At 43.9% G+C, this 20934-nt stretch carries 16 protein-coding genes, 1 tRNA gene, 2 pseudogenes and 1 other annotated feature; of the genes and pseudogenes, 5 read left to right on the top strand and 14 right to left on the bottom strand.

The window, feature by feature from the left end:
• Positions 1-215 precede the first annotated feature (215 nt).
• Positions 216-2549, bottom strand: a complete 2334-nt coding sequence (locus tag NIE32_RS02635; protein ID WP_253052716.1) for a YfhO family protein — start codon at positions 2547-2549, stop codon at positions 216-218.
• Between the two features lie 365 nt (positions 2550-2914).
• Here NIE32_RS02635 and NIE32_RS02630 point away from each other — a divergent pair, with 365 nt between their 5' ends.
• Both NIE32_RS02630 and NIE32_RS02625 read left to right on the top strand, forming a co-directional pair.
• Positions 2915-3595 carry a DNA alkylation repair protein gene (locus tag NIE32_RS02630; RefSeq protein ID WP_253052714.1) on the top strand — a complete coding sequence of 227 codons (681 nt, stop codon included), beginning with the start codon at positions 2915-2917 and terminating at the stop codon, positions 3593-3595.
• Positions 3596-3614: 19 nt separating this feature from the next.
• Positions 3615-4520 (top strand): aldo/keto reductase, encoded by a 906-nt coding sequence (locus NIE32_RS02625; RefSeq protein WP_253052712.1) that lies wholly within the window; start codon positions 3615-3617, stop codon positions 4518-4520.
• A 183-nt stretch (positions 4521-4703) separates the two neighbouring features.
• Here the strand turns inward: NIE32_RS02625 and NIE32_RS02620 are convergent, their stop codons facing one another.
• The 4 genes from NIE32_RS02620 to NIE32_RS02605 form a co-directional block, all read right to left on the bottom strand.
• Positions 4704-5543 carry an SAM hydrolase/SAM-dependent halogenase family protein gene (locus NIE32_RS02620; protein WP_253052836.1) on the bottom strand — a complete coding sequence of 280 codons (840 nt, stop codon included), beginning with the start codon at positions 5541-5543 and terminating at the stop codon, positions 4704-4706.
• Positions 5544-5614: 71 nt separating this feature from the next.
• Positions 5615-5885: a binding site (T-box leader), on the bottom strand.
• A 61-nt stretch (positions 5886-5946) separates the two neighbouring features.
• Complete coding sequence (locus NIE32_RS02615) at positions 5947-6624, bottom strand: YczE/YyaS/YitT family protein (protein ID WP_253052711.1); 678 nt, start codon at positions 6622-6624, stop codon at positions 5947-5949.
• A gap of 421 nt (positions 6625-7045) precedes the next feature.
• Complete coding sequence (gene pepV / locus NIE32_RS02610; protein ID WP_253052710.1) at positions 7046-8452, bottom strand: dipeptidase PepV; 1407 nt, start codon at positions 8450-8452, stop codon at positions 7046-7048.
• A gap of 402 nt (positions 8453-8854) precedes the next feature.
• Entirely contained in the window at positions 8855-10231 is a 1377-nt protein-coding gene (locus NIE32_RS02605) for a sugar phosphate nucleotidyltransferase (protein WP_253052709.1), read from the bottom strand.
• A gap of 601 nt (positions 10232-10832) precedes the next feature.
• On the opposite strand from NIE32_RS02605, the gene NIE32_RS02600 reads away from it, so the two are divergent.
• The 3 genes from NIE32_RS02600 (at position 10833) to NIE32_RS02590 (ending at position 11399) form a co-directional block, all read left to right on the top strand.
• Positions 10833-10904, top strand: a tRNA-Gln gene (locus tag NIE32_RS02600).
• A 158-nt stretch (positions 10905-11062) separates the two neighbouring features.
• On the top strand, positions 11063-11221 hold the full coding sequence (locus tag NIE32_RS02595; protein WP_253052707.1) for a hypothetical protein: 159 nt from the start codon (positions 11063-11065) through the stop codon (positions 11219-11221).
• The gene (locus NIE32_RS02590; protein ID WP_253052705.1) at positions 11211-11399 is read left to right on the top strand and encodes a hypothetical protein; all 189 of its coding nucleotides are present in this window, start codon (positions 11211-11213) and stop codon (positions 11397-11399) included. The genes NIE32_RS02595 and NIE32_RS02590 overlap by 11 nt, the downstream gene beginning before the upstream one ends.
• Before the next feature lie 201 nt (positions 11400-11600).
• Here the strand turns inward: NIE32_RS02590 and NIE32_RS02585 are convergent, their stop codons facing one another.
• From NIE32_RS02585 to pfkB, 9 genes and pseudogenes are all read right to left on the bottom strand, one after another.
• Positions 11601-12752, bottom strand: coding sequence for a mannitol-1-phosphate 5-dehydrogenase (locus tag NIE32_RS02585; RefSeq protein WP_253052703.1), 1152 nt, complete (start codon positions 12750-12752; stop codon positions 11601-11603).
• A 15-nt stretch (positions 12753-12767) separates the two neighbouring features.
• Positions 12768-14858 (bottom strand): BglG family transcription antiterminator, encoded by a 2091-nt coding sequence (locus NIE32_RS02580; protein WP_253052701.1) that lies wholly within the window; start codon positions 14856-14858, stop codon positions 12768-12770.
• A 64-nt stretch (positions 14859-14922) separates the two neighbouring features.
• Positions 14923-16824: a PTS mannitol transporter subunit IICBA gene (locus NIE32_RS02575; protein WP_253052699.1), complete on the bottom strand. Its 1902-nt coding sequence runs from the start codon at positions 16822-16824 to the stop codon at positions 14923-14925.
• A 307-nt stretch (positions 16825-17131) separates the two neighbouring features.
• Positions 17132-17302, bottom strand: a complete 171-nt coding sequence (locus tag NIE32_RS02570) for a YvrJ family protein (RefSeq protein WP_253052698.1) — start codon at positions 17300-17302, stop codon at positions 17132-17134.
• 75 nt (positions 17303-17377) lie between these two features.
• A complete protein-coding gene (locus tag NIE32_RS02565) occupies positions 17378-17596 on the bottom strand; it encodes a DUF2922 domain-containing protein (protein ID WP_253052697.1) in 219 nt (72 codons plus the stop codon).
• Between the two features lie 44 nt (positions 17597-17640).
• Entirely contained in the window at positions 17641-17859 is a 219-nt protein-coding gene (locus NIE32_RS02560; RefSeq protein ID WP_253052695.1) for a DUF1659 domain-containing protein, read from the bottom strand.
• Positions 17860-18029: 170 nt separating this feature from the next.
• Positions 18030-18449: pseudogene (locus NIE32_RS14400) on the bottom strand (PTS sugar transporter subunit IIA); the annotation flags it as partial.
• A gap of 123 nt (positions 18450-18572) precedes the next feature.
• Positions 18573-19943 (bottom strand): annotated as a pseudogene (locus tag NIE32_RS02555) (PTS fructose transporter subunit IIC); the annotation flags it as partial.
• The gene (gene pfkB, locus NIE32_RS02550; RefSeq protein ID WP_253052691.1) at positions 19940-20884 is read right to left on the bottom strand and encodes a 1-phosphofructokinase; all 945 of its coding nucleotides are present in this window, start codon (positions 20882-20884) and stop codon (positions 19940-19942) included. The gene pfkB and the pseudogene NIE32_RS02555, both read right to left, overlap by 4 nt.
• Between the last annotated feature and the right edge of the window lie 50 nt (positions 20885-20934).

Raw genomic sequence — 20934 nt, 5'->3', positions numbered from 1 at the left:
TGCTCGCTTGACGCGGGCGATCCGTGAGCCTCCTCAAACACACAAAAATCTGCGGGGTCGCACTCGGCTCGCATCAACAGAAACGGTCCCGCAGGCGTCTCGAATCTTCGCTGTATTTTTATGCAAAAAGGTTATACATTCTTTTCTTTTGAGCAAAAACCGCTGAACCTTTGTAAATCATAAAAATTCGGCAGTTTCATAGGGAAAATTAACAATTATTTTTCGATGAATGACCCTGTTGCTGGACGCTGATGACGTGCGAAAATCCTTCCATAGAACATGTATACAGAAAAAGTCGAAAAAGCGAAAAGCGCCAAGAGAAAGCCACTTATTATGCCTGGTGTTCGATAATCAAAGCGTATATGGTTGGTCCCATCACCGATTGGAACAATCATCATCCCGTCTGCGTCGAGAATCGGCACGGACACTCCGTTCACTTTGGCCGACCATCCTTTATCATAAGGCACACTGAAAAAGGCATATTTGTCAGCATTAGCCCGAATGTCAGCAGTAAAGCCATAACGATCACGATGAAAATCGGTTGACGTTTCTTTTGCACGCATCTTCAAATCATGCCGATACCCTGCCTTCGTTGTGGTATACAGCTCAGATTCCGGCAACGGTACTAGGAAATTTTTTACTTTTGTTACATCATTTGCTTTAATCACGACGGCACGTAGCAGTACCAAATGTTTGAACTCATCAGGCACATGCTGGAACTGACTCTGCGTAATATAGTAGTCGTAAGTGAAGCCAATCGGCAGTGTATCCTTGTTTTCATAGATATAAATCCAATTGGTCCCATTAAAGAAAGAAGTATAGAGTTTTCCACTATCCTGTTTTATTGTGGTCACATAAAAGCGTTCCGATAATAATGGCTTCAGCCCATAAGCATACTCAGGAATGACCGTTTTTACAGCTCGTGGTGATCCAATCGATTGATAAAATTCAAAAATAGAACCATTAACCATGCTTGTAAACGAATTTACTGTCGGCAAGCCGGCAACCATCGCCAGATTCCAGCCATCATCGCTGATCCCGATGCGATAGTTTTCCGTCTTTGGCAGCGCAGCCTTCACCATTCGCCCTGTTTTCACGACGTTATTTTGAATCGCTTGTCCGGATTGATAGTCATAGATTGAATGTGTTGCGAAAATATTAAACAAACCAAGTCCGCCGCAAAAAAGAACAAGCATGAGCAGCGTCGCTCTGTACCAATAACGAGCATTTCTAAATCGCCACACAAGATAATAGGTGGCGGCAAGGCCTGCAGCGGCTGTGGTTAGATAAAAAAGAAACTGATCATAATGAAAAACCCCACTCTTCTGAGTCTCGCTCCATGGATAGAAAAGGAGAAATGCCGAAAGCACTGCCAGCGCAGTCGCTGTGATCAATAAGCTTTTTTTTAACTGGATATGCTCTCGTTGCTCAAGCGCCACAGCGGACATCAACGCCATAATCAGCACCGGCATGTAAAACCAGCGCGCATAATAGGAAGCGTTGAATACATAGAAAAAGCTGTTCAAAAGTGGTACTAACGCCATAATGAACGAGACAATGATCATCCGTTTCATCCAATTTTTGCGGCCAAGCATCATCGCAATCACGAGCACCGGGCCAAACAGGGGCAAGTACGCACTGCTGGATGTAAAATCCGACGGAAAAATTGCGGACTGATGCGGCATCAGATCCGCCGGCATCAAAATAGCCTTAATCATTAGCAGATAGCGACTGCCCATGTAAACCAACGCGTTCGGTCCATAGAGAAAAGAGTCGAGACGCGGATTTTGCAAAGTAAACAGGATTGCAGGAACGAACAGGATACCGGCCATCCCAATGCCGAGCACCCCTTCCAAAACAATTCGCGGCAAGCGTTGAATAGAGTTTTTCCAATCCTCGACGACATACCGGAAGACGAAATAAAGGATTAAGAAAACCACTTCACCGATGAAGAAAAAGAAGTTCAGCGTAGCGTTCAATGCGACAGCCGCAGCAAACCAGCCCTTCTTCTTGTCCTCAACCAAGCGATCAAAACCAACCAATAATAAAGGAAAGAACGCGACCACATCGTGAAAGTGATTGAACATCAGATTAACGGTTGAAAAACCTGAAAATGCGTACAGCAAAGCACCCATGATTGCATAACGGCCATCCTTCACATAGCGCCGAATATAGGCATAGGCGGTCATTCCTGCCACACAATACTTGAGCATCAGCATCGGACCAATAATATAAGAAAAAAAAGATGCCGGAAAAAGAAGACTCAGCCAGAAAAATGGACTTCCTAGCGTATAGAAACTGTATGAACCTATAAAATTACTCCCCAAATCGGTCGACCAGTTCCAAAATATATCACCGCTCTTAATAGCACGATTACTCAGCATATTAAAAGGAATCTGTTGATAATTAAAATCTCCTACTAACGTAAATAGGCCCTTGTTTGCAAGAATTGAAGGTAAGAACATCAATCCTGAGGTCAGCAAGCAGAGCAGAAATACTTTTATATAATTTGATCGGTACATTTTCTTCAGAAAAATAAGCAGTATCACAACACAGTAACTCCTTAATAGAAAATCCTTCGGAAATTTTTATTTTTACTTAATTGTACAATGAAGATCATAGTTTAGGAGAAAAAAAGAATGGCAAGTTTTAGGGAATGAAAGAATTTGAAATTCTTTGCATCAAATCATTCGTATTGTGTATGAAATTGTGGGATTATAGAAGAAACGATTTACAGAAAATAGTCACACAGTGACCCCTTTAAACAATTAACTGTTAGGCTTTGTTAAAATCTGCGGGGCTCACTGGCACCAATCATCAGGAACGATCCCACAGGCGTCTCACACACTGCCTTTTGGTCAGAAAAACACCATTAATTTTAGACATAGCTAAATAGTAAAAAGAAGGTGCGCCAATGTCTTATGACCTATCACCATTAATTCACACTTTTAACGCGCATCGCAATGCTGAGAAAGCACAGCAAATGGAGCGCTATATGCGTAACCAATTCCCTTTCTTCGGCATCCCGGCACCAGAGCGCAGGCAACTGGTTCGCGATTTCACGAAAACAAACGGGCTTCCAAAAGCAGACGAACTCCATGATGTCACCACGATGCTCTGGAATCAGCCTGAGCGCGAATGTCAGATTGCCGCACTCGATCTCTTGCAACGTGCTCGGCGTGTCTTAAATGACCAACACATACCTTTACTAGAGTGGATGATTGTCACCAAATCATGGTGGGATTCGGTGGACACCATTTCACCGCAAAGCTGCGGTCCACTTTTTCAAAAGTATCCTGATCTTATTGAACAGTATGCTGAAAAATGGATCATTGATGACAACTTTTGGCTGCGCCGTGCCGCCCTACTCTTTCAACTAAAGTACAAAGATGCAACAGACGAGGAACGCTTGTACCGATACATACTGCTGAACACAGATTCAAATCAATTTTTTATCCAGAAGGCGATCGGGTGGGTACTGCGTGAATATTCGAAGACAGCTCCGGATTCGGTCCAGCAATTTATTCAGCATCATGATCTTAAACCATTAAGCAAACGTGAAGGATTAAAATGGTTAAATAGCCATTCAACCTGAAAGAGGAGGAAGATCCATCATGCATTTGGAAGACGACGAGACTGCGCGTATTCGACACGATTTGGAAAATCGAAAAATAACACTTGCAGACGGAACAAAGATTCCTGCTATTGGTCAAGGCACTTGGCGTATGGGGGACGACCCGTTCAAGCATCAGAATGAAATCGAATCTTTGCGCCTTGGTGTACGTTTAGGATTAACGCTGATTGATACTGCAGAAATGTATGGCGAAGGACGGTCGGAATTACTGATTGGCGAGGTGATCACTGATCTTCGAGATGAAGTATTTCTTGTGAGTAAGGCGTACCCAAACCATGCGGATCGAAAACGACTGAAAACAGCTTGTGAGCAGAGTCTGAAAAGGCTGGGTACCGATCATCTTGACCTCTACTTGCTGCATTGGCGCGGAGCCACACCTCTGGAGGAGACAGTCCGCGGTATGGAGGAATTAAAAAAAGCAGGCAAAATCCTTCGCTGGGGTGTTTCCAATTTTGACACAAAAGATATGGAAGAACTATGGTCCGTACCCGGCGGTACCCACTGTGCAGTCAATCAAGTCCTCTATCATCTTGGCTCTCGCGGTATTGAATTTGATCTGATTCCATGGCAAGCGGCACATCACGTACCATTCATGGCCTATTGCCCGCTTGCAGAAGGCGGTTCGCTTAAAAATGCTCTGCTCCACGATTCTTCGGTGATCAAAATTGCCCAGGCGCACCAGATCACACCGCTTCAATTACTACTGGCATGGAGCATCCGTCATGCCGAAAACCAGCATATTGTGGCCATTCCAAAGGCCGGACAGCCTGAGCATGTGCTTCAGAATGCTAAAGCTGTTGCCATTCGGTTAACAGCTGAAGAAGAGCGTACCCTCAATCTGGCTTTCCCTCGTCCTTCGGGAAAAGTTCCGCTGGATATTGTCTAATTTACAGATCCTGACGATTAAAAACGAAACAGCACAAACGTCATTCAAACGTTTATGCTGTTTCGTTTTTTTAACATGCAATTACTGAGTGAAAAATACTGTCTTCCCTTTTTCTGATCTGTGTAGCTCATCGAAGGAGACATCTTCTCAGATGAATTTCCAAGGAAATCACGATGAAAAAAGTTACGCTTTGCGAAAAGAAATATGCCAGTTGGTTCCGGTACCGATACTGTACGCCTTCGCAAACGAGCCTTGATTAATCGCGATGCCGATGTTTTCGAGCGAATTGATATAGATGAGTGGCTCACCAATGGCAACTTCAGCGAACGAACGTGCGAATGTCATCGTGTTCTCATAAACTGTACGCGTATCATTTTTGATATTGACCGCTAGCCGATCACCACGCCCAACCTGCAATTCCCGGAAAAGCAAGTGATCTATATTTGTCCAGAGATTACCGAAGCGAACATCGAGGATGTCAATCGTACCGTTCAATTGGTTGCCCTCACGATAGGCTGGAACAATCGGTAATTCGACGATCGAAGAGACCGGAACCTCTTCACCAAAATGATCATAGTCAATGATGCCTGATGCAAGTTTTGCACCGGTGAACGCGTAAATATCTCTACCGAAAAAAGTAAAGGATTCCCCTGCTGAGGGTAACTTGTTCTTCTTTTCATCGAAATAACGCACACTTTCAATACCTTCGATTTTTTTTATATGTGTCAGTGTTCCATTGTCAGGGGTTATGATGTACTGATTGCGGCGTGTTCTGGCAATCACACTGCGTCGGGCAGAACCGACACCGGGATCGACAACCGAAACGAAAACTGTTCCCTCCGGCCAATAATCGATTGTCTGGCGTAACCGATAAGAAGCTTCCCAAATATTGTACTGGGGAATATCATGCGTCAAGTCAAAAATTCTCAAAGTCGGATCTACGGAATTGGCAACGCCGTACATCGCACAAACCGCTCCGTCTACAAGTCCGAAATCCGTTTGAAATACCAATGCCTTGCTCATTCCAATCACCTTTCCTTCCACTCTATTCTTAACCATTCTAAATGTTAAAAACCCCCGTCCTTAATCTTTCGACTAAGGACGGGGGTTGGTTATCCCGTGGTACCACCTTACTTCACCGACCATTTTCATGATCGGCCTCAATAAGTACGAAGTGCTCCAGCACCTTATACTTTGGTTTTGACAACAAGAACCTTAACTTGTCGTGACTTACTTTGATCATGAATCACCGTTCAGCCACGCAGCTCAGAGGCCATGTTCGAAAGTTCACCGATGCCCCTTCTCACCATCCGGGACTCTCTGCGGATCCGTTCCCTTTCTACTTCTTCTCTTCATCGCTTTTCTTTATTTAAACATTAATTACATAGATTATTGTTCGTATGGAGAATTTTGTCAAGCCAAATTTTTATGCTTTTGAATGTTTGATTCGATGAACCCAATGCGGCCAATGCCAAATCATCGCTTCCCGATTCAGATGCAGATGGATGACACGATCAAAGAACAAGATAAAGTAACCCATACAGAGAAAGCTGATCGCTGTACCCAAATTGATTCCAATCAGATTGTGACGGAAAAGTCCAATGGACAAACCAAGGGTTAATGGGATGCCTAAAGAAATACGCTGAGCGCGTACAACATTGCCATGCAAGTACTTCTCACGCAATATTTTCAGAAGATCATCAAATGGATGAAGCACCAAATTCACCTTAAAGTAGATGGAGAGTGCACACGCAATACACAGGACTCCAGAGACACATGCAACCAATCGGAAGAGTCCTCCGTTTACATGGATGGCCTGCATGATGAACAACCAGAAATCAATCAAATAACCAAAGGACAACATATAAAGAAAATTAAAAACATCCTTAATCCCGTTCCATCGATGCCGTAAGAAATCATCTGCTATGAGTGTGAAAATGCCCATGATTATCAAAGCATTCCCTACTGTTATCCCTGCCGCGTGCGAAATGTTGATACCCGCAGCTGTCCATGGAGCGGAACCTAGCGCAGCTTTCACCGTCAATGCATTTCCAAAAGCATTCAAGAATACAGAAAGAACCAGCCAAAACAAACCTTTCGACATTGCGTCTCATTCCTCCAAGATTACTTTTCAGTTGTCTTCACCATCTAAGCACTGGGTCATCTCTTTCAGTCACCACTGAACTAAAATCCTTTTTCAATCAATCAAGCTATACTCTGTGTTTGTAAGCCCTCTTGCCATCTGTTTTTAAACCATTGCTTGCTGCATTCGGTAATCTTTTGTACTCACATTCTATCAACAGATCAGAAAAAAAGTAACTAGTTTTTTATCGAAAGTGCACCTTTGAAAAAATTTATTAAGACTCGTCTTCGATACAGGTGGGCATATTCTGATTCTCCCTATTCTCCGTTGAATCATAGCCCTTTTCTATAGAAAAAGGGAGAGGTAAAAAGCATTCACTTTTCCTCTCCCTTAGTCCTGCTATCTTATGCAAGTGTTTGAAAAAAATCACATGGAAACACGCTTATTTTTCAAGATTTCCTAATCTTTCCATTGCATCCGCATAGATTTCTGAAGCAAGCAGCAAGTCATCAAGTTTCACATGTTCATCCACTTGATGACCGGTATATGGATAATTCGGCATACATGCACCGAAAGCTACACCTGCATCCAAATACTGTGCATACGTGCCCCCTCCTGAAGTGAGCAGCTTAACATTGTCGAGCCCCATATGTTCTTCGTAAACGTTCTTGAGTACTTGCACACCCGGATGTTTTGGATCGACATAGAGTGGTTGGGTTGTACCAAGCTCACCGATGGATAATCCTAATTTTTCTATTGATGAAGTCAGTGTCTTTGTCAGTTGATCAAGTGAGGCTTTGATTGGGCAGCGGATATCGAGCGACACCGTACCACCTTGATTGCCAAAACGAATCACGCCGGCATTGACCGTTAACTCTCCGGAAACGTCGTCATGGAAGGCGATGCCGAGCCGTTCACCACCAAAGTCGTTATATAGCGTATCAGCAAGTAGATCAATAAAGGCTTTCTCTGTCGGAATAAACGGCAAATCCTTGAGCGCTTCTGCAAGTAAGAATGCTGCGTTCACTCCACCGGCTGGTTCCGAACCATGTGCGGATTGACCTTTTACCGTCAATTTCAATCCTTGCTCTGTTTTCTCTTCGACAAAGGCTACTTTTTTCGCTGTTAACGCTGCTTGTGCATGCGCAGACCATTTTTCAGCTTCAGGACCTGTCAGCAGTGCATAAGCATGGTCCGGTACCATATTCATCCGTTCACCTGAATAGAAGGAAGAAAGATGAACCTGTGCATCGCCATCCCCCTGAGGCAATTTAATCCAAGCGCGAATCTGACCTTTTTCAGCAAAAATCAATGGGAATTCAGCATCAGGCGCGAAACCGAATAAAGACATCGGTTCCAGTTCATTATATTTCTTCATACATGCGCAGCCGCTCTCTTCATCTGACCCAATCACAAGACGAATTCTGTGTTTGAGCGCAGCACCTGACTCTCTCAGTGCTTTCAGAGCGTAATACGCGGCCATTGTCGGACCTTTGTCATCAATCACGCCTCTGGCATATAAAGTGCCATTTTCTAAATGAACAGTGAAAGGATCATGTGCCCATTTGCCTGTAGCCGGCACGACATCCACATGACCAAGTACTGCAATATAGTCCTCAGCATCTTCAGGACCATATTCGATATAACCGGCATACCCTTTCAGCATCTTCGTGCGGAATCCATCTCTTTTTCCTATTTCCAACATTTTTTCCAATGCAGCGAGTGGACCGGGTCCAAATGGAGCGCCTTCCTTCGCCTGATCAGCATCCTTCGTGCTTGGAATTGCGATCAATGTTGATAGGTCTTCAAGAAATGCATCTTTATCTACCTTGATATTCACTTGACTCATTCTGCAACCTTCCTTTTCACTCAAATAGTAGTGTTCTCTGCGTTCGGAAAAAGTGACGAACAGGCGCGAACATCTTCTCATATGCATTCTAGCACAAAGCAAAAGGCAAGGAAAAATATGGTGAATAAACCTGATTGAAGGCCTGGATGATTACGTTCCCTTCCAGCTTGGATGGGTGCGATTTTCATTCGGTTAGGTTCGATTCCTACTGGGTTGGGTTCGACTTTTATCCGACTCGGTTCGGTTTAATTTCTTAGGTTCGACTTCTTCCCGATTAGGTTTGGTTTTTCTTTCCTTAAGTTCATTTGTTACTCTATTAAGTTCGATTTTTCTCCACCACTTATTTTCGATCAAAAAAGAGCAAAGAGGCTTTCCCTCTTTACTCCTTACGTAAAACTCATATTATCCGCGGACCTGCGCGCAATTTTCTTCTATTTCTTCCCATTTCATGTATTTACGGTCAATGTCTTCTTCTATTAGTTGGCTGCCGATCTGAACTTCGATCAATTCCAGAGCTTCATCTGCGATTATCGCATGTAATGTCTCTGCTTGAACAATTACGACATCACCTGGTTTGATTGAGCGAATCACGCCATTTTCCGCGTAACGTCCATGGCCCTTGACAATCGTCCAAACTTCCTGGCGCATGTGATGGCAATGGTAGCTAAGATTTGCGCCTTGATCAATCTTTATTTTCTTCGTCAGCACTTCTTCATTATTTGCTGAGTAGCGTGAGTAATCCAGGACCCGATAGGATCCCCATTGGCGCTCTTCATACATCGGGCGCTGGTCGAAGCCTTTCATCACTTCTTTAATTCGCGGACTCTGTTCCTTATCGGAAACCAGAATACCATCCGGACTTACCGCAACGATCGCATTGGAAACACCTAGCACGGTTACGGGCAAATCCAACTCGTTAATCAGATGTGTATTCTCAGAATCATTACTGATGATGCCTTTTCCGATTTGTTTTGTCGCCATTTCTTCAGTGAGTGTATTCCACGTTCCAAGGTCTTTCCAGAAACCATCATAAGGTAATGCCACAATCTTTTTCGCTTTTTCCACTACTGCATAGTCAAAGCTGATTTTCGGCAACTTCGTGAATTGTTGCGAAAGTTCCTCATAATCAAGCGGCAATCCGAGTGATTTCAAAATGGAAAGGACATAGTTCAGTCGGAATGCGAATACACCACAATTCCAGAGGGCGGACTCTTTAATCAACTGTTTCGCCAATTCCGTATTCGGCTTCTCGGTAAAATGATCAACTCTGATATAATCCTTATGCTCGTCCTTTTCGGGAACAATATAACCGTATTTCTCAGATGGATATGTCGGCGTAACCCCCATCAATGCCAAATCGGCATCGGTGTTCTCGAGTAATTTCTCCAAATCAAGTATGCGTTCAAAGAAAGCGGTATCGACGTATGGATCGACTGGTAATACCGCGACTGCATCATTAAGTGATGCCTCTGTCATCGTGTAGAGATAAGCTGCCGCAAGCGCGATTGCCGGGAAGGTGTCGCGGCGCTCAGGTTCAACGATCAACGGCACATTCTTGCCAAGTTGACTCTCAAGCATTTCTACCTGACCTTTGCCCGTTGCAACGACTGTTGAATCCCCTAAGCCAACTTCCTTTAACTGACCAAAAACACGTTGGACCATCGAGGATAAGTGCTGTTCACGGTCCTCAAGCACTCTTAGAAATTGTTTGGATCGCGCATCATTGGATAAAGGCCATAGCCGCTTTCCAGAACCGCCTGACAACAAAACTAAACGCATATTCATCTCTCCTTAAGTTCTAACTTCCACGGGATGGATTCAATTTGCAGTACACCAGATGGAATCTGAAACCGAGGGTGTCTTGATCGTCCGTTTTCATACACACAGATCTTTTTTGCGAAAATGACCGATCCAGGGGGAAGAGAAACTATTTTTTATCTATGTCTTATCTTTGTAGCCTGTTCTTTAGACGAGCACAAAACAATAAGTCTATTATGCCACTAAATGTAAATTACGATCAATACTCCTCGGACAATCCACCTATTTTATTGACGGCGCGCCTATCCATTAATCATGACTTGTGCGGCCGCTCTAGTACATTTGCAGCTTGCCGCTCGGTTTCGATCATAAGATATTTTATCAAGTCACTCTAATTGCATATTATAATTTGTTGATCGCTTTCCACTCATTGTTAATCGCGCTTTTATTAATATCCATCCCAGAAATGATTTATCTAGACTTTGTCCCCTCTTCCATTTTTATATCAATGTGGCTTAATCCCCCGATCACTGCCATTATCCTTGTTCTTTATTAATTTTTTTCCAATAAACGCTTGCAATTCAAATGCATTCTGGTTATAATATTTCTTGTTCTGATTCATTACCCCATGGCCAAGCGGTAAGGCAACGGATTCTGATTCCGTGATGCTCAGGTTCGAATCCTGATGGGGTAATCGCATAAAAGCCCGAATTTCTTGATTGATAAGAAATTCGGGCTTTTTTTCAAATGGCTGCTGAAGAATAAGCTGTAGGTGATTCTGCTCCTAAAGTAGCTTGATTTTTGTGGCTGTTTTTTGTCCTGTTGCGCCATCTTTTTAGGCGCCTCACGTGCTTGCAAGGCTTCGGATACTCTTATGCATTTCAAACGGATCCGACCGCAATCATGATCATCGGTTTTCTGCTGACCGTATGCATTTACCTCCTTATGGCAATCGGTCTTGCCATCTATGTCCCTGAACTCTTTCCGACACAGTTTGCGGATGCGCGGTAACGGAACAGCACAGGCGGTCGGACGCTTCTTTACCATTATCACGCCCTATGCTGTTGCGGGTTTACTCGACACTCAGGGAACCGTCAGCATTTTTATCACAATCGGTATCTTTATGGCCATTGTCGCTGTGCTGAAGATCCTGTGGGGGCCGGAAACTAAGAAACAGATTTTGAAATGATTAAGGATTTACCTGGCTGAAAAGCCTGTAAGCTATCAATCTGTGTGAATGCTTCTTTGATTCCTAGCTAAAATATGAATAGCGCATGAATTTAAATATGAAACGCGATATAAAAACAACTTGACCACTTGTAAGAAGAGGGTGCCCCATTTTCTATGAGACACCCTCTTCTTTGTTTATTTATATTGAAGCAGAATCACTTCATTTTTTCAGCAAACCGCTGTTCTCGTAATAGCGAATCGCTTCTTTGGTGATCGGATCGTCTGCAGCAAGACCGCTCACTTCACTCAAAGCAGCAAGTACACCTTTTTCTTTCAACAGTTCTTGAAGCTTCACCGCTTCGGTGTCTTCTGCAAAATCGAAGCGCAGAGCTGCTGCCATGACCTTTGCTAGATGTGTAAAAGACAAACCGAGTTTTTCTGCCTCACGTGCCGGTTTCACAAGTCGATCCTCGGGTCCGAGTTTCCGTAGCGGCGAACGGCCGACACGGGTGACATCATCATTCAACTTCGGATTCTGGAAGCGGTGCAGAATTTTCTCAATGTACTGTTCGTGCACTTCGGGTTTAAAGCCGTAGCGCTTGATCAGGTAAGCACCGGTTTCCTCAATCGTTGCCTTGACATCTTGATAAATAGCCGGATCGCCGAGTGCTTCATGAATCTTATTTTTTCCTGCTTGATAGCCGAGATAAGCCGTTGTAGCATGTCCGGTATTTACCGTAAACAATTTGCGTTCGATATATGGAGCTAAATCCGGAACAATTTGCATACCTTTCACTTCAGGAAGTGATTGATCCGTTTCAACGATCCACTCATGATAATCCTCAACCAGCACATCGAGCAGTTCCTCGTTATGCTGCAGTGGCACAATACGGTCGACCGCCGAATTTAAGAAATAAACTGTTCCTTCAAGCTTTTTAATCGTTTCTTCATCTAATGCTTTCAGAACTTCTTTCTTCAACAAATCTGTAGCATTGATCTGGTTCTCGCAAGCGATTACATAGATTTTTGCATCAGTATGTTTTATGCGTTCAGCCAGCCCCTTCGCAATCAGCGGTGCAATAAACGGAAGTACTTTCGGACCGATTGCTGTCGTCAGATAAACCGCTTTACCAATGGCCGCAACCACTTGCTCAGGATTGGTTTTGCTATTAATACCGGAAACATTGTGAATCGTAATCGCTTCTGAGTTTTCTGCCGCCGTTCTAACTGTATATGTTTGTTTCTCATTTAAAGCGTCAATAATTTGTTCGGCGATGTCTACGAACTGGACATGATAGCCTGATTCCGCAAATAGACCTCCGATGAAACCTCTTCCAATATTGCCTGCACCAAAATGTACGACTTCTTGCATGATTCTCAGTCCTTTTTATTTTAATTTTTGAATGAAAAATCGATAGAACAATGCTTCTAATTTCGCATGAATCATCGGTTCATTCGCAGATGCGAAAATTAACGTGCTTTCGCGATCTTCAACGAGTGACGAACTGATTGTGCTGATCACTTCCTGAGCGACCGGATCTAAGCGGTCGGGCGCAAGCATGAGCAGAAAATTACTGACCGAACACATCCCGCCGTCCATTGCTGCCAAATCAAAAGCCTGATTTGAATGCGCAATTTTGAAGCTTAAATGCCGTACCGACTTAGCTCGGCAATGAAACAGTGCCATATTCGTTCCCGGAACGGCAAGTCCCGCCATTCGTTCACGTTCAATCAACCGCCAATAGACGGATTCACGATCATCGATAATGGATTGATCAAAGCAGGTGTCAATTAATTGGATCAACACATCATTCATTTTTTCTGCCTTGCTCACTTGGATTACCGAAAAGTTTTTTAAAATGCTACGGATGGCCGATTGCGCTTGATCCACTTCATCCATCAACTGCTGCAGTGAGCGTTGCCCGGCAGCCTCAGGACTGGAAACTATTCGTACCGGAAGCAGTTCTACACCGCTCCTGCTTTTCGACAAATCGCGCGTGACTTGTTCGATTGCTGCAATATCCTCTTTACTTAACAACGGATTCACAAACAGGCACGGTATTTTCTGTTTTGGCAAATGAACAGTAGATAGAATCAGATCAAAAGTATCTAAATCCATACGTCTCATGTCATGGATCGAAGCCGTTTGCACCGAGTACAGCTCCGGCATTTCTTTTCTAAGTCTTGCAGCAAGCATTTTCGATGCACCGATTCCCGTCGGACAAACGATTAATGCATGGATGTTTCGTATCTGCTTGCGTTGTTCTAGGGCGGAGCCGAAGTGCAGCACAATATAGGCAATCTCGTCATCAGGAAACTGGATTTGCTGAAACACCTGCTGCAAAGCCTGTTCAGTAATCTTGAACAGCACAGGAAACCGGTCCTTGATTTGCTGCGTCAGCGGATTGAACGTAGCAAGGTCTTTTCTGATTCGGAATAGCGACGGTTCCAAATGTGCCAGCAATCCTTGAAACAGAGAGAAATCGCTGGTCAAATCTACCTGCAGCTGCTGCGAAACGTGCTGGATCAATTTTTTTATTGCCTTACCTGTAATGACCTGATCAAAATATATGGATTCGGCATTTTGAAGCCGTGACCCTTTAAGCAATGTCACCATGAATGCCTTTTCCTGGTCCGGAAGCACAATGCCTAATTGATCGGATAGAAGTCCACAAAGCTTCTCAATAAAAGACAAAGCTTCTCTTTCGTGACTATTTTGTTTCTCATTATCTTCTGCTTCTGTCTCCTCAAGTGGATGTCCGCTCTCAAATCGCTGCAAGGCGATACACACCTGAATGAGAAAGCTGACATAATCACTATCCGCAAGTTCTGTATAAAGGTTCCTATTATGCTTCATCACCTGATCAACCGCCGACAGATAGTCCGACTTAATATAATGCAGGACACGTATGCCCCGATTCGGCTGCTGATGGTTGATCTGAAAAATTGCCTCAATCAGTTCCTCATTAAAATAGAACAAGTAAAAATGCGCAAACGCTGTTCGTTTGGATCGTTCCGACCCGGTTAGTTGTACACCGACGCCGCGTTTTCGTACCACATGGGCCTCAAAATCCTCCATCCATGTGGATAATTCATCCAGATAACCGCCTAATGTTGTGGACGAGATGCCCAGTTCCTTTGCTAGCGGTCCTATTTTCATGGGCTCATCAGTATTAAAAAGTTTCAGAAACAGCAGGAGTTTACGCTCTTTTGCCGATAAATCCACCGGTTTTATTTTTGAAAGCTCCTGTACCAGCTTGAACACCGCTTCGTTTGGCCCTTGAATTTGCAGGGTCTTATCTTCATTTTGGATCAATTGAAGTCCAAACGGTTTAAGCATTTTCTCAACATTTTTCAAGTCGCGGTGAACCGTTCGCACACTGACCTGGAGATAGGACGCCATCGATAACGCTGAATGCCTACCGCTTGTCTTCATCAGCAGCTCAAGTATGGTTTTTTCTCGATTGGTCACATACATACAATTCGTCCGCCTTTTTTCCTATACCATAGCATAACGAACAGACGATTTCTTGTGGGAGCACTTACCCGTTTTGTGCTGCTGCTTTATTAATCGTTTCCAGCAATTCATCGATTGATTGTGCACGTACCATCTCGCCGACGTTGATTACATCCGAGCAGGCAATGGCAATTTTTGAAAGAATTTCTAAATGCCCATTATTCTTTCCGGCAATTGCGAAGACAAGACGAACTTTGTTTCCATCAAAATCAACGCTGTCCGGGATTTGAACAATGACAATACCTGATGCGAGCACTTCCTTTTTCACGTCTTCAGTGCCATGAGGGATCGCAATCCCATTTCCCATGTATGTGGACATCAGCTGATCACGTGCAATCATGCCTTCGACGTAGGACGGTTTGACGTACCCGCCTTCCACGAGCTTTTGACCGGCAAAACGAATGACTTCTTCCTTGGTCTTAAACGATTGCTTGATGAATACATTTTCCTTACGTAGGATCGTCCCATCAACGAATGGCTGTGTTTCCGCTTTAACACCTGGTGCCGGTTCGACTGTTTCTCCTTTGCTCAGCTGATTGATCAGTAGATCATACTCAGGACTGCTCAAGAAGTTGTCTACGGAAATGTGGTATGCGCTCGGCGCTTTGTCTCGTGCTCTTGGCGTCAATTCGGATTGAGTGACCACGATCTGTGCATCGCCCGGTATTGCGCTGACTGCCGTGTTGGTCACATTAATGTCAAGACCTGCAGCTTTCACTTTCTTTCGAAGCAGTGACGCCCCCATCGCGCTCGACCCCATACCTGCATCACAGGCAAAGACGATTTTTTTTACAGCTTTTGGATCGAATCCATCGCTAGTTGTCAGCACATCGGAAACTCTACTTTTCTTTCCTTTCATGCTTTCCATTTTCCGTGTTGCTTCCTCAAGATCTGCATTTTCAGACTTATCCATTTTCAGGATCAGCATGGAGATGACGAAGGACACTGTTAATGAAACAAGAACATCCGCAATGTTGGCTACAAAGCTGCCAAAGGATTTCGGAGTAACCGCCAGCATTGCGAGAAAGCTACCTGGAGATGCCGGTCCGACGAGTCCGCCTTTTAACGTAACCAAGGTAAAGATGCCGCTCATACCGCCGGCAATGGTCGCTAGAATTAAGAGCGGTTTCATTAAAATGTAAGGAAAATAGATCTCGTGAATCCCACCGAAAAAGTGAATAATTGCAGCACCTGGGGCCGACTTTTTCGCATTGCCTTTTCCAAAGAAGCAATAGGCCAGCAGAACGCCCATACCAGGACCAGGATTTGCTTCAAGGAAAAAGAGTACAGACTTTCCATATTGACGTGCCTGTTCAACCGCAATCGGTGTTAATACACCATGGTTGATCGCATTGTTTAAGAATAGTATTTTGCCTGGCTCAATAAACAGACTGGCAAGTGGAAGCAAGCCGGCATGCACGAGCCATTCAACACCTGAAGCAAGTGCACCGCTGATCGCATCAACAACCGGTCCAATTGCATAAAATGCAACAATCGCTAGTAGTGCACCAAGAATACCTGCAGAGAAGTTATCGACAAGCATTTCAAAACCGGTTTTGACTTTGCCTTCAATGGATTTGTCAAACTTTTTAATGACATAGCCACCGAGCGGACCCATAATCATTGCACCAAGAAACATCGGAATATCGGTACCAACGATGACCCCTGCGGTAGCGATGGAACCAACAACTCCGCCTCGATGGCCAAATACAAGTTTACCGCCCGAATAACCAATTAAAATTGGCAGTAGATATTTTACAAGTGGATCAACCATCGTCGCCAATTCTTTATTTGGCAGCCACCCTGTCGGGATAAAGAGTGCGGTGATCAGCCCCCAAGCGATAAATGCGCCAATGTTGGGTAAGATCATTGAACTTAGGAAGTTGCCGAATTTTTGTACTCTAACTTTGATTGAACTTCCAGACATGTGTTTCTCCTCCTTCAAATTGCTTATTCACATCGGAATAAACAGAAAGGCATTTCCGAAAAAAAATTAAGTAGTAAAATAGTTTTCATTAAACCGCTTACATTTTTCCGCTAACCTTTATATATATCTCTTACATTTCCATTATAATGAGTGTCCGTTCACCAAAACAACACAAACTAAAACCAGTTTTGTCATCCTTTCAATGACAAAACTGGAACAATTCAATTCTATACGCAAACACAAGTAATGGTCAGACTTTCAATGCTTCAACATCATTCACCCTTGGGTGCAATGACCGCCGATCAAATTAGGCCTCACGCTTGATCGGCTCTTCGGACCGGATGGTTTCCTGATGATGCGGAATCAGCTGAACCGACTGGATCAACTCGTCAATTTTGCCCTCAATACGGTGCAAAAGAAAAAAGGTGACGACCGCCGGGAAGCCAACATCTTTGACCATGGATATCCATACCTCCATAAGCACCCTCCTTTTCATAGACTAGCAGAAAACCGAAGAGAAGGTCTGCCCCCTCTCTCCGGTTCCTCCAAATCCTTATACTCCTAAGTCAATAGGGGTTGTGTTACTCTCAGAGATACGCGCCGATTTAATTTCGGTCAAATCTCCTCCTTTCGACACAAACACATTCTGAGCAATAATCGTGTTCATCGCTGCCTTAATTGCAGCAGGATCCGCAGGTTCAACCGGATCATTGAGTGCAAGCGTCACACTCTTCCCTTCCGTATTCAAAAACACAAGATTCAATTTTTTCATCAAGAAGCTCCTCCTTTCCCTATTGTGCGTGCATCCAAGAAAAATTAGTTCGTAATTTCAGCAGTGTCATTGCGCTCAATAGAAATGAGTGGATGCTTCTGTAACGGAGCTAATTGTTCTGCCACCGCCAACAGACCATCATGCGCTGCTGCTGCCTTGATGTTTCTGAATGATTTTGTGAGCAGCACTTGCTCCCCTTGCTCATCCAGACCTCCATCCAAATTCATGACGAATACGGATGCGGTTATTGTGCTGTTTGCCATTGTGATCACCTCCTACATGAAGTAAGTAGAAGATCCACCAAAAAATGGTGAGCACCTTTGAAAAAGTTGGATTACGTTTTATGAACATAGGAGATTGGTTTTGAACGAACACATGAAAAATGCCTCCGGAGTAGTTAACCGGAGGCATTTTTATTAATCATCTCGTTTAGTTATTTCAGTAGTGTGTATATCTGATCAGCGCGCTCGGCAGTAATCAATTGGTGCACCGTATCCTTGTCAACGAGCTTCTGCGCTGTCTCAGAAAGGTAATGCAGATGAGCACTGCTGCCTTTCGGTGGGATCAAGAAAGCAATGACAAAGCGGACGGGCTTTTGGTCTAACGTCAGCCAATCGGTAATCGGATCGGTCAGTTTAACGACGAGCATCGCTGCCTGTCTGATCGTTTCCGATTGAGCATGGGGAATGGCGAAACCGCCTTCCATACCGGTCGAGCTTTGCTTTTCACGATTCTGAAAAGCGTCAATGAGCTGATCCTGATCGATAATGATCCCTTTTGCCTTCATTTTCTGTGCGATAAAGCGGAACAGTTCGTCTTTCGTTTCAATACCTTTTTCAAAGAAGATGTTATCTTTTGTCAACAAGCCCGCTTGTTCTACGGCTGGAGCGACTTCTTGACTTGCAGTATTTGTGCTTTGTGTAGCCCGTGCTGCGGTTTGTGTGGCAAGACTTGCTCTCTTATTTTTAAGAAAACGACGCTTTTGATCCATGGCAATCAAATAACCGGAAACGAGTGATCCCAAGAGGATCGCAATGACCCATAAGAATGGATGTGTGACAATCGGCAGGACAATGAAGCCGCCATGTGGTGCCGGAACCTGCACCTTCATATAATAAGTCAGAATGGCTGCTATCGATGAACCAACCATCAAGGATGGAATCACCGTGATTGGACTTTTCGCTGCAAAAGGAATTGCACCTTCAGTAATATGTGTTGAGCCGAGTAGGAAATTGACATAACCTGCGTTCCGCTCTTCTTTTTCAAAATATTTGCCAGCAAAGAGTACTGCGAATCCGGTAGCGATTGGTGGTGCGATACAAGCCGCTGAAACTCCGGCCATGAAGTAGAAATTTCCTTGTCCAAGTAACGCTACACCGGTAACATATGCTGCTTTGTTTATAGGTCCACCCATGTCAAATGCGCACATGACGCCGATTATAAGACCAAGGATTAACGGACTTTGGTTTTGCATGTTGGTTAGAAAATGCATCATGCCCTGGTTAATTGCAGTCATTGGTGAAGAAAGGAGGATCATGATATACCCACCAATGAATCCACCCAAAACCGGAAGAAGAAAGATTGATTTCAATCCGTCAAATTGTTTCGGTAACCCCTTCAGGAAATAGTCCAGCATTAAAACGAGGTAGCCGGATAAGAACCCACTGACAATGCCACCAAGAAAACCCGTTCCATTCGTAAAGGCAATCATGCCGGTGATGAAGCCAATAACGAGCCCGGTCCGTTTCCCAATTGCCTGCGCAATATACGCTGAGAGAATTGGAACCATCAAGCCAAGACCAATTTTACCAATTGCATTCAAGTTTGCGGCAAATACATTGTATTCATGACTTTTCGGATCTGCTGAGTTGATGCCGAACATGAAGGAAATAGCAAGCAATACACCACCTGCGACAACAACCGGCAACATATGGGAAACGCCATTCATGAGATAGACGTACAGTTTATGTGCGTAGGACTCTTTCTCAACACTGATTTCAGAACTGCCTCCGCTCGGTGTTTGTCCACTTTTAAATAAAGGAACGGAACCGTTTACAAGTTCATCAATCAGTTTATCCGGTTCTTTGATTCCCTTCGTTACCGATACCTTGATGACTCGTTTTCCTGCAAATCGATCCTCATCAACATCTTTATCCGCTGCAATAATGACGCCATCTGCTTCAGCAATTTCTTTTGGCGTGAGCCCATTTTCAATGCCGGTTTGGCCATGCGTCTCAACCTTAATCTCAATGCCTTTCGCCTTTGCGGCATCCTCTAGCGCTTTTTTTGCCATAAATGTATGCGCAATACCTGTGGGACAACCGGTCGCTGCAATAATTTTTGTCATGATTCTCTAACCCCCTTCAAATTTGAAGTCAATTGTATTTGTTTCATTAATTCCGGAACATCCTTTAAATCACTGAGTCCGGCTGTAAATGCTGTCGATGAGCCTGCCGCTGTTGCAAAGATTAATGCATCTTCCAAACGCTTATTTTGTATCAGTGATCCGATAAAAGTACCAAGTAGCGTATCTCCCGCGCATGCTGTATTAACAACTTCTCCTTTCGGTGCGGAGGTGAACAGGAGATGTTCACGATCTGCATACATTGTTCCTTTTTCGCCACGTGAGACAAGAATTCTCTGTGCACCTTTTTTCAGAAGTTTCTCTGCAGCAGTGATCAGGTTCTCTTCATTATCGAAACTTAACGGATCAACGTCCAGCCATGCTGCAAGTTCTTCATCACTTGGCTTGATGAGATAAGGCTGATCTTCAAGACAGCTCAGCAAAGTCTTCGAACTCACATCAAGAATGAGATCAAATCCATTTTTCCGAGACAGTTCGGAAATTTTCTTCAGAATCGAATCCTGAACACCTCTTGGTAAGCTTCCAGACACAAACAAAATATCCTCTGGTCCGAGTCGGCTGATTTTTCCGATCAGTTGTTCTTGGGCAGAAGCACTGATTTCAGGACCTCGATTCACCGCTTTATATTCATGGGCTTCTGCTTTGATAAATGTATTAATGCGTGTTATTCCTTCAATGGACACAAAATCGGTACGAATACCAGTCTTTCTCAATTCTTCTTCGATATAGCGTCCGGTAAAACCACCGAGAAAACCGATAGCCACACTGTCTATGCCCATTTTCTTCAACATAAATGAAATATTAATTGTTTTACCGTTTGCCTGATAATCTTCAAACACACTGCGATTGACGACATGAGGTTTGAAGTGTTCAAATTTAGTAAATAAGTCAATAGCCGGATTCATTGTACATGTATAAATCATGGTTCATCCCTCACTTTCACTTGCCTCTTTCTATAGTTCTATTGTGACAT

The organism is Sporolactobacillus kofuensis, from assembly GCF_024125425.1.
GTDB lineage: Bacteria > Bacillota > Bacilli > Bacillales > Sporolactobacillaceae > Sporolactobacillus > Sporolactobacillus kofuensis.
Note: the sequence above shows the minus strand (reverse complement) of the source record. Positions and strands in the feature narration are given on the sequence as shown.

What these genes read in the sequence shown, in the direction of transcription:
- NIE32_RS02585 (WP_253052703.1), bottom strand. Translation starts at nt 12,752, where the DNA reads ATGCAAGAAGTCGTACATTTTGGTGCAGGCAATATTGGAAGAGGTTTC.
- NIE32_RS02580 (WP_253052701.1), bottom strand. Translation starts at nt 14,858, where the DNA reads ATGTATGTGACCAATCGAGAAAAAACCATACTTGAGCTGCTGATGAAG.
- NIE32_RS02620 (WP_253052836.1), bottom strand. Translation starts at nt 5,543, where the DNA reads ATGAGCAAGGCATTGGTATTTCAAACGGATTTCGGACTTGTAGACGGA.
- NIE32_RS02630 (WP_253052714.1), top strand. Translation starts at nt 2,915, where the DNA reads ATGTCTTATGACCTATCACCATTAATTCACACTTTTAACGCGCATCGC.
- NIE32_RS02565 (WP_253052697.1), bottom strand. Translation starts at nt 17,596, where the DNA reads ATGAAAAAATTGAATCTTGTGTTTTTGAATACGGAAGGGAAGAGTGTG.
- pepV (WP_253052710.1), bottom strand. Translation starts at nt 8,452, where the DNA reads ATGAGTCAAGTGAATATCAAGGTAGATAAAGATGCATTTCTTGAAGAC.
- NIE32_RS02605 (WP_253052709.1), bottom strand. Translation starts at nt 10,231, where the DNA reads ATGCGTTTAGTTTTGTTGTCAGGCGGTTCTGGAAAGCGGCTATGGCCT.
- NIE32_RS02570 (WP_253052698.1), bottom strand. Translation starts at nt 17,302, where the DNA reads ATGGAGGTATGGATATCCATGGTCAAAGATGTTGGCTTCCCGGCGGTC.
- NIE32_RS02615 (WP_253052711.1), bottom strand. Translation starts at nt 6,624, where the DNA reads ATGTCGAAAGGTTTGTTTTGGCTGGTTCTTTCTGTATTCTTGAATGCT.
- NIE32_RS02590 (WP_253052705.1), top strand. Translation starts at nt 11,211, where the DNA reads ATGCGCGGTAACGGAACAGCACAGGCGGTCGGACGCTTCTTTACCATT.
- NIE32_RS02625 (WP_253052712.1), top strand. Translation starts at nt 3,615, where the DNA reads ATGCATTTGGAAGACGACGAGACTGCGCGTATTCGACACGATTTGGAA.
- pfkB (WP_253052691.1), bottom strand. Translation starts at nt 20,884, where the DNA reads ATGATTTATACATGTACAATGAATCCGGCTATTGACTTATTTACTAAA.
- NIE32_RS02575 (WP_253052699.1), bottom strand. Translation starts at nt 16,824, where the DNA reads ATGTCTGGAAGTTCAATCAAAGTTAGAGTACAAAAATTCGGCAACTTC.
- NIE32_RS02560 (WP_253052695.1), bottom strand. Translation starts at nt 17,859, where the DNA reads ATGGCAAACAGCACAATAACCGCATCCGTATTCGTCATGAATTTGGAT.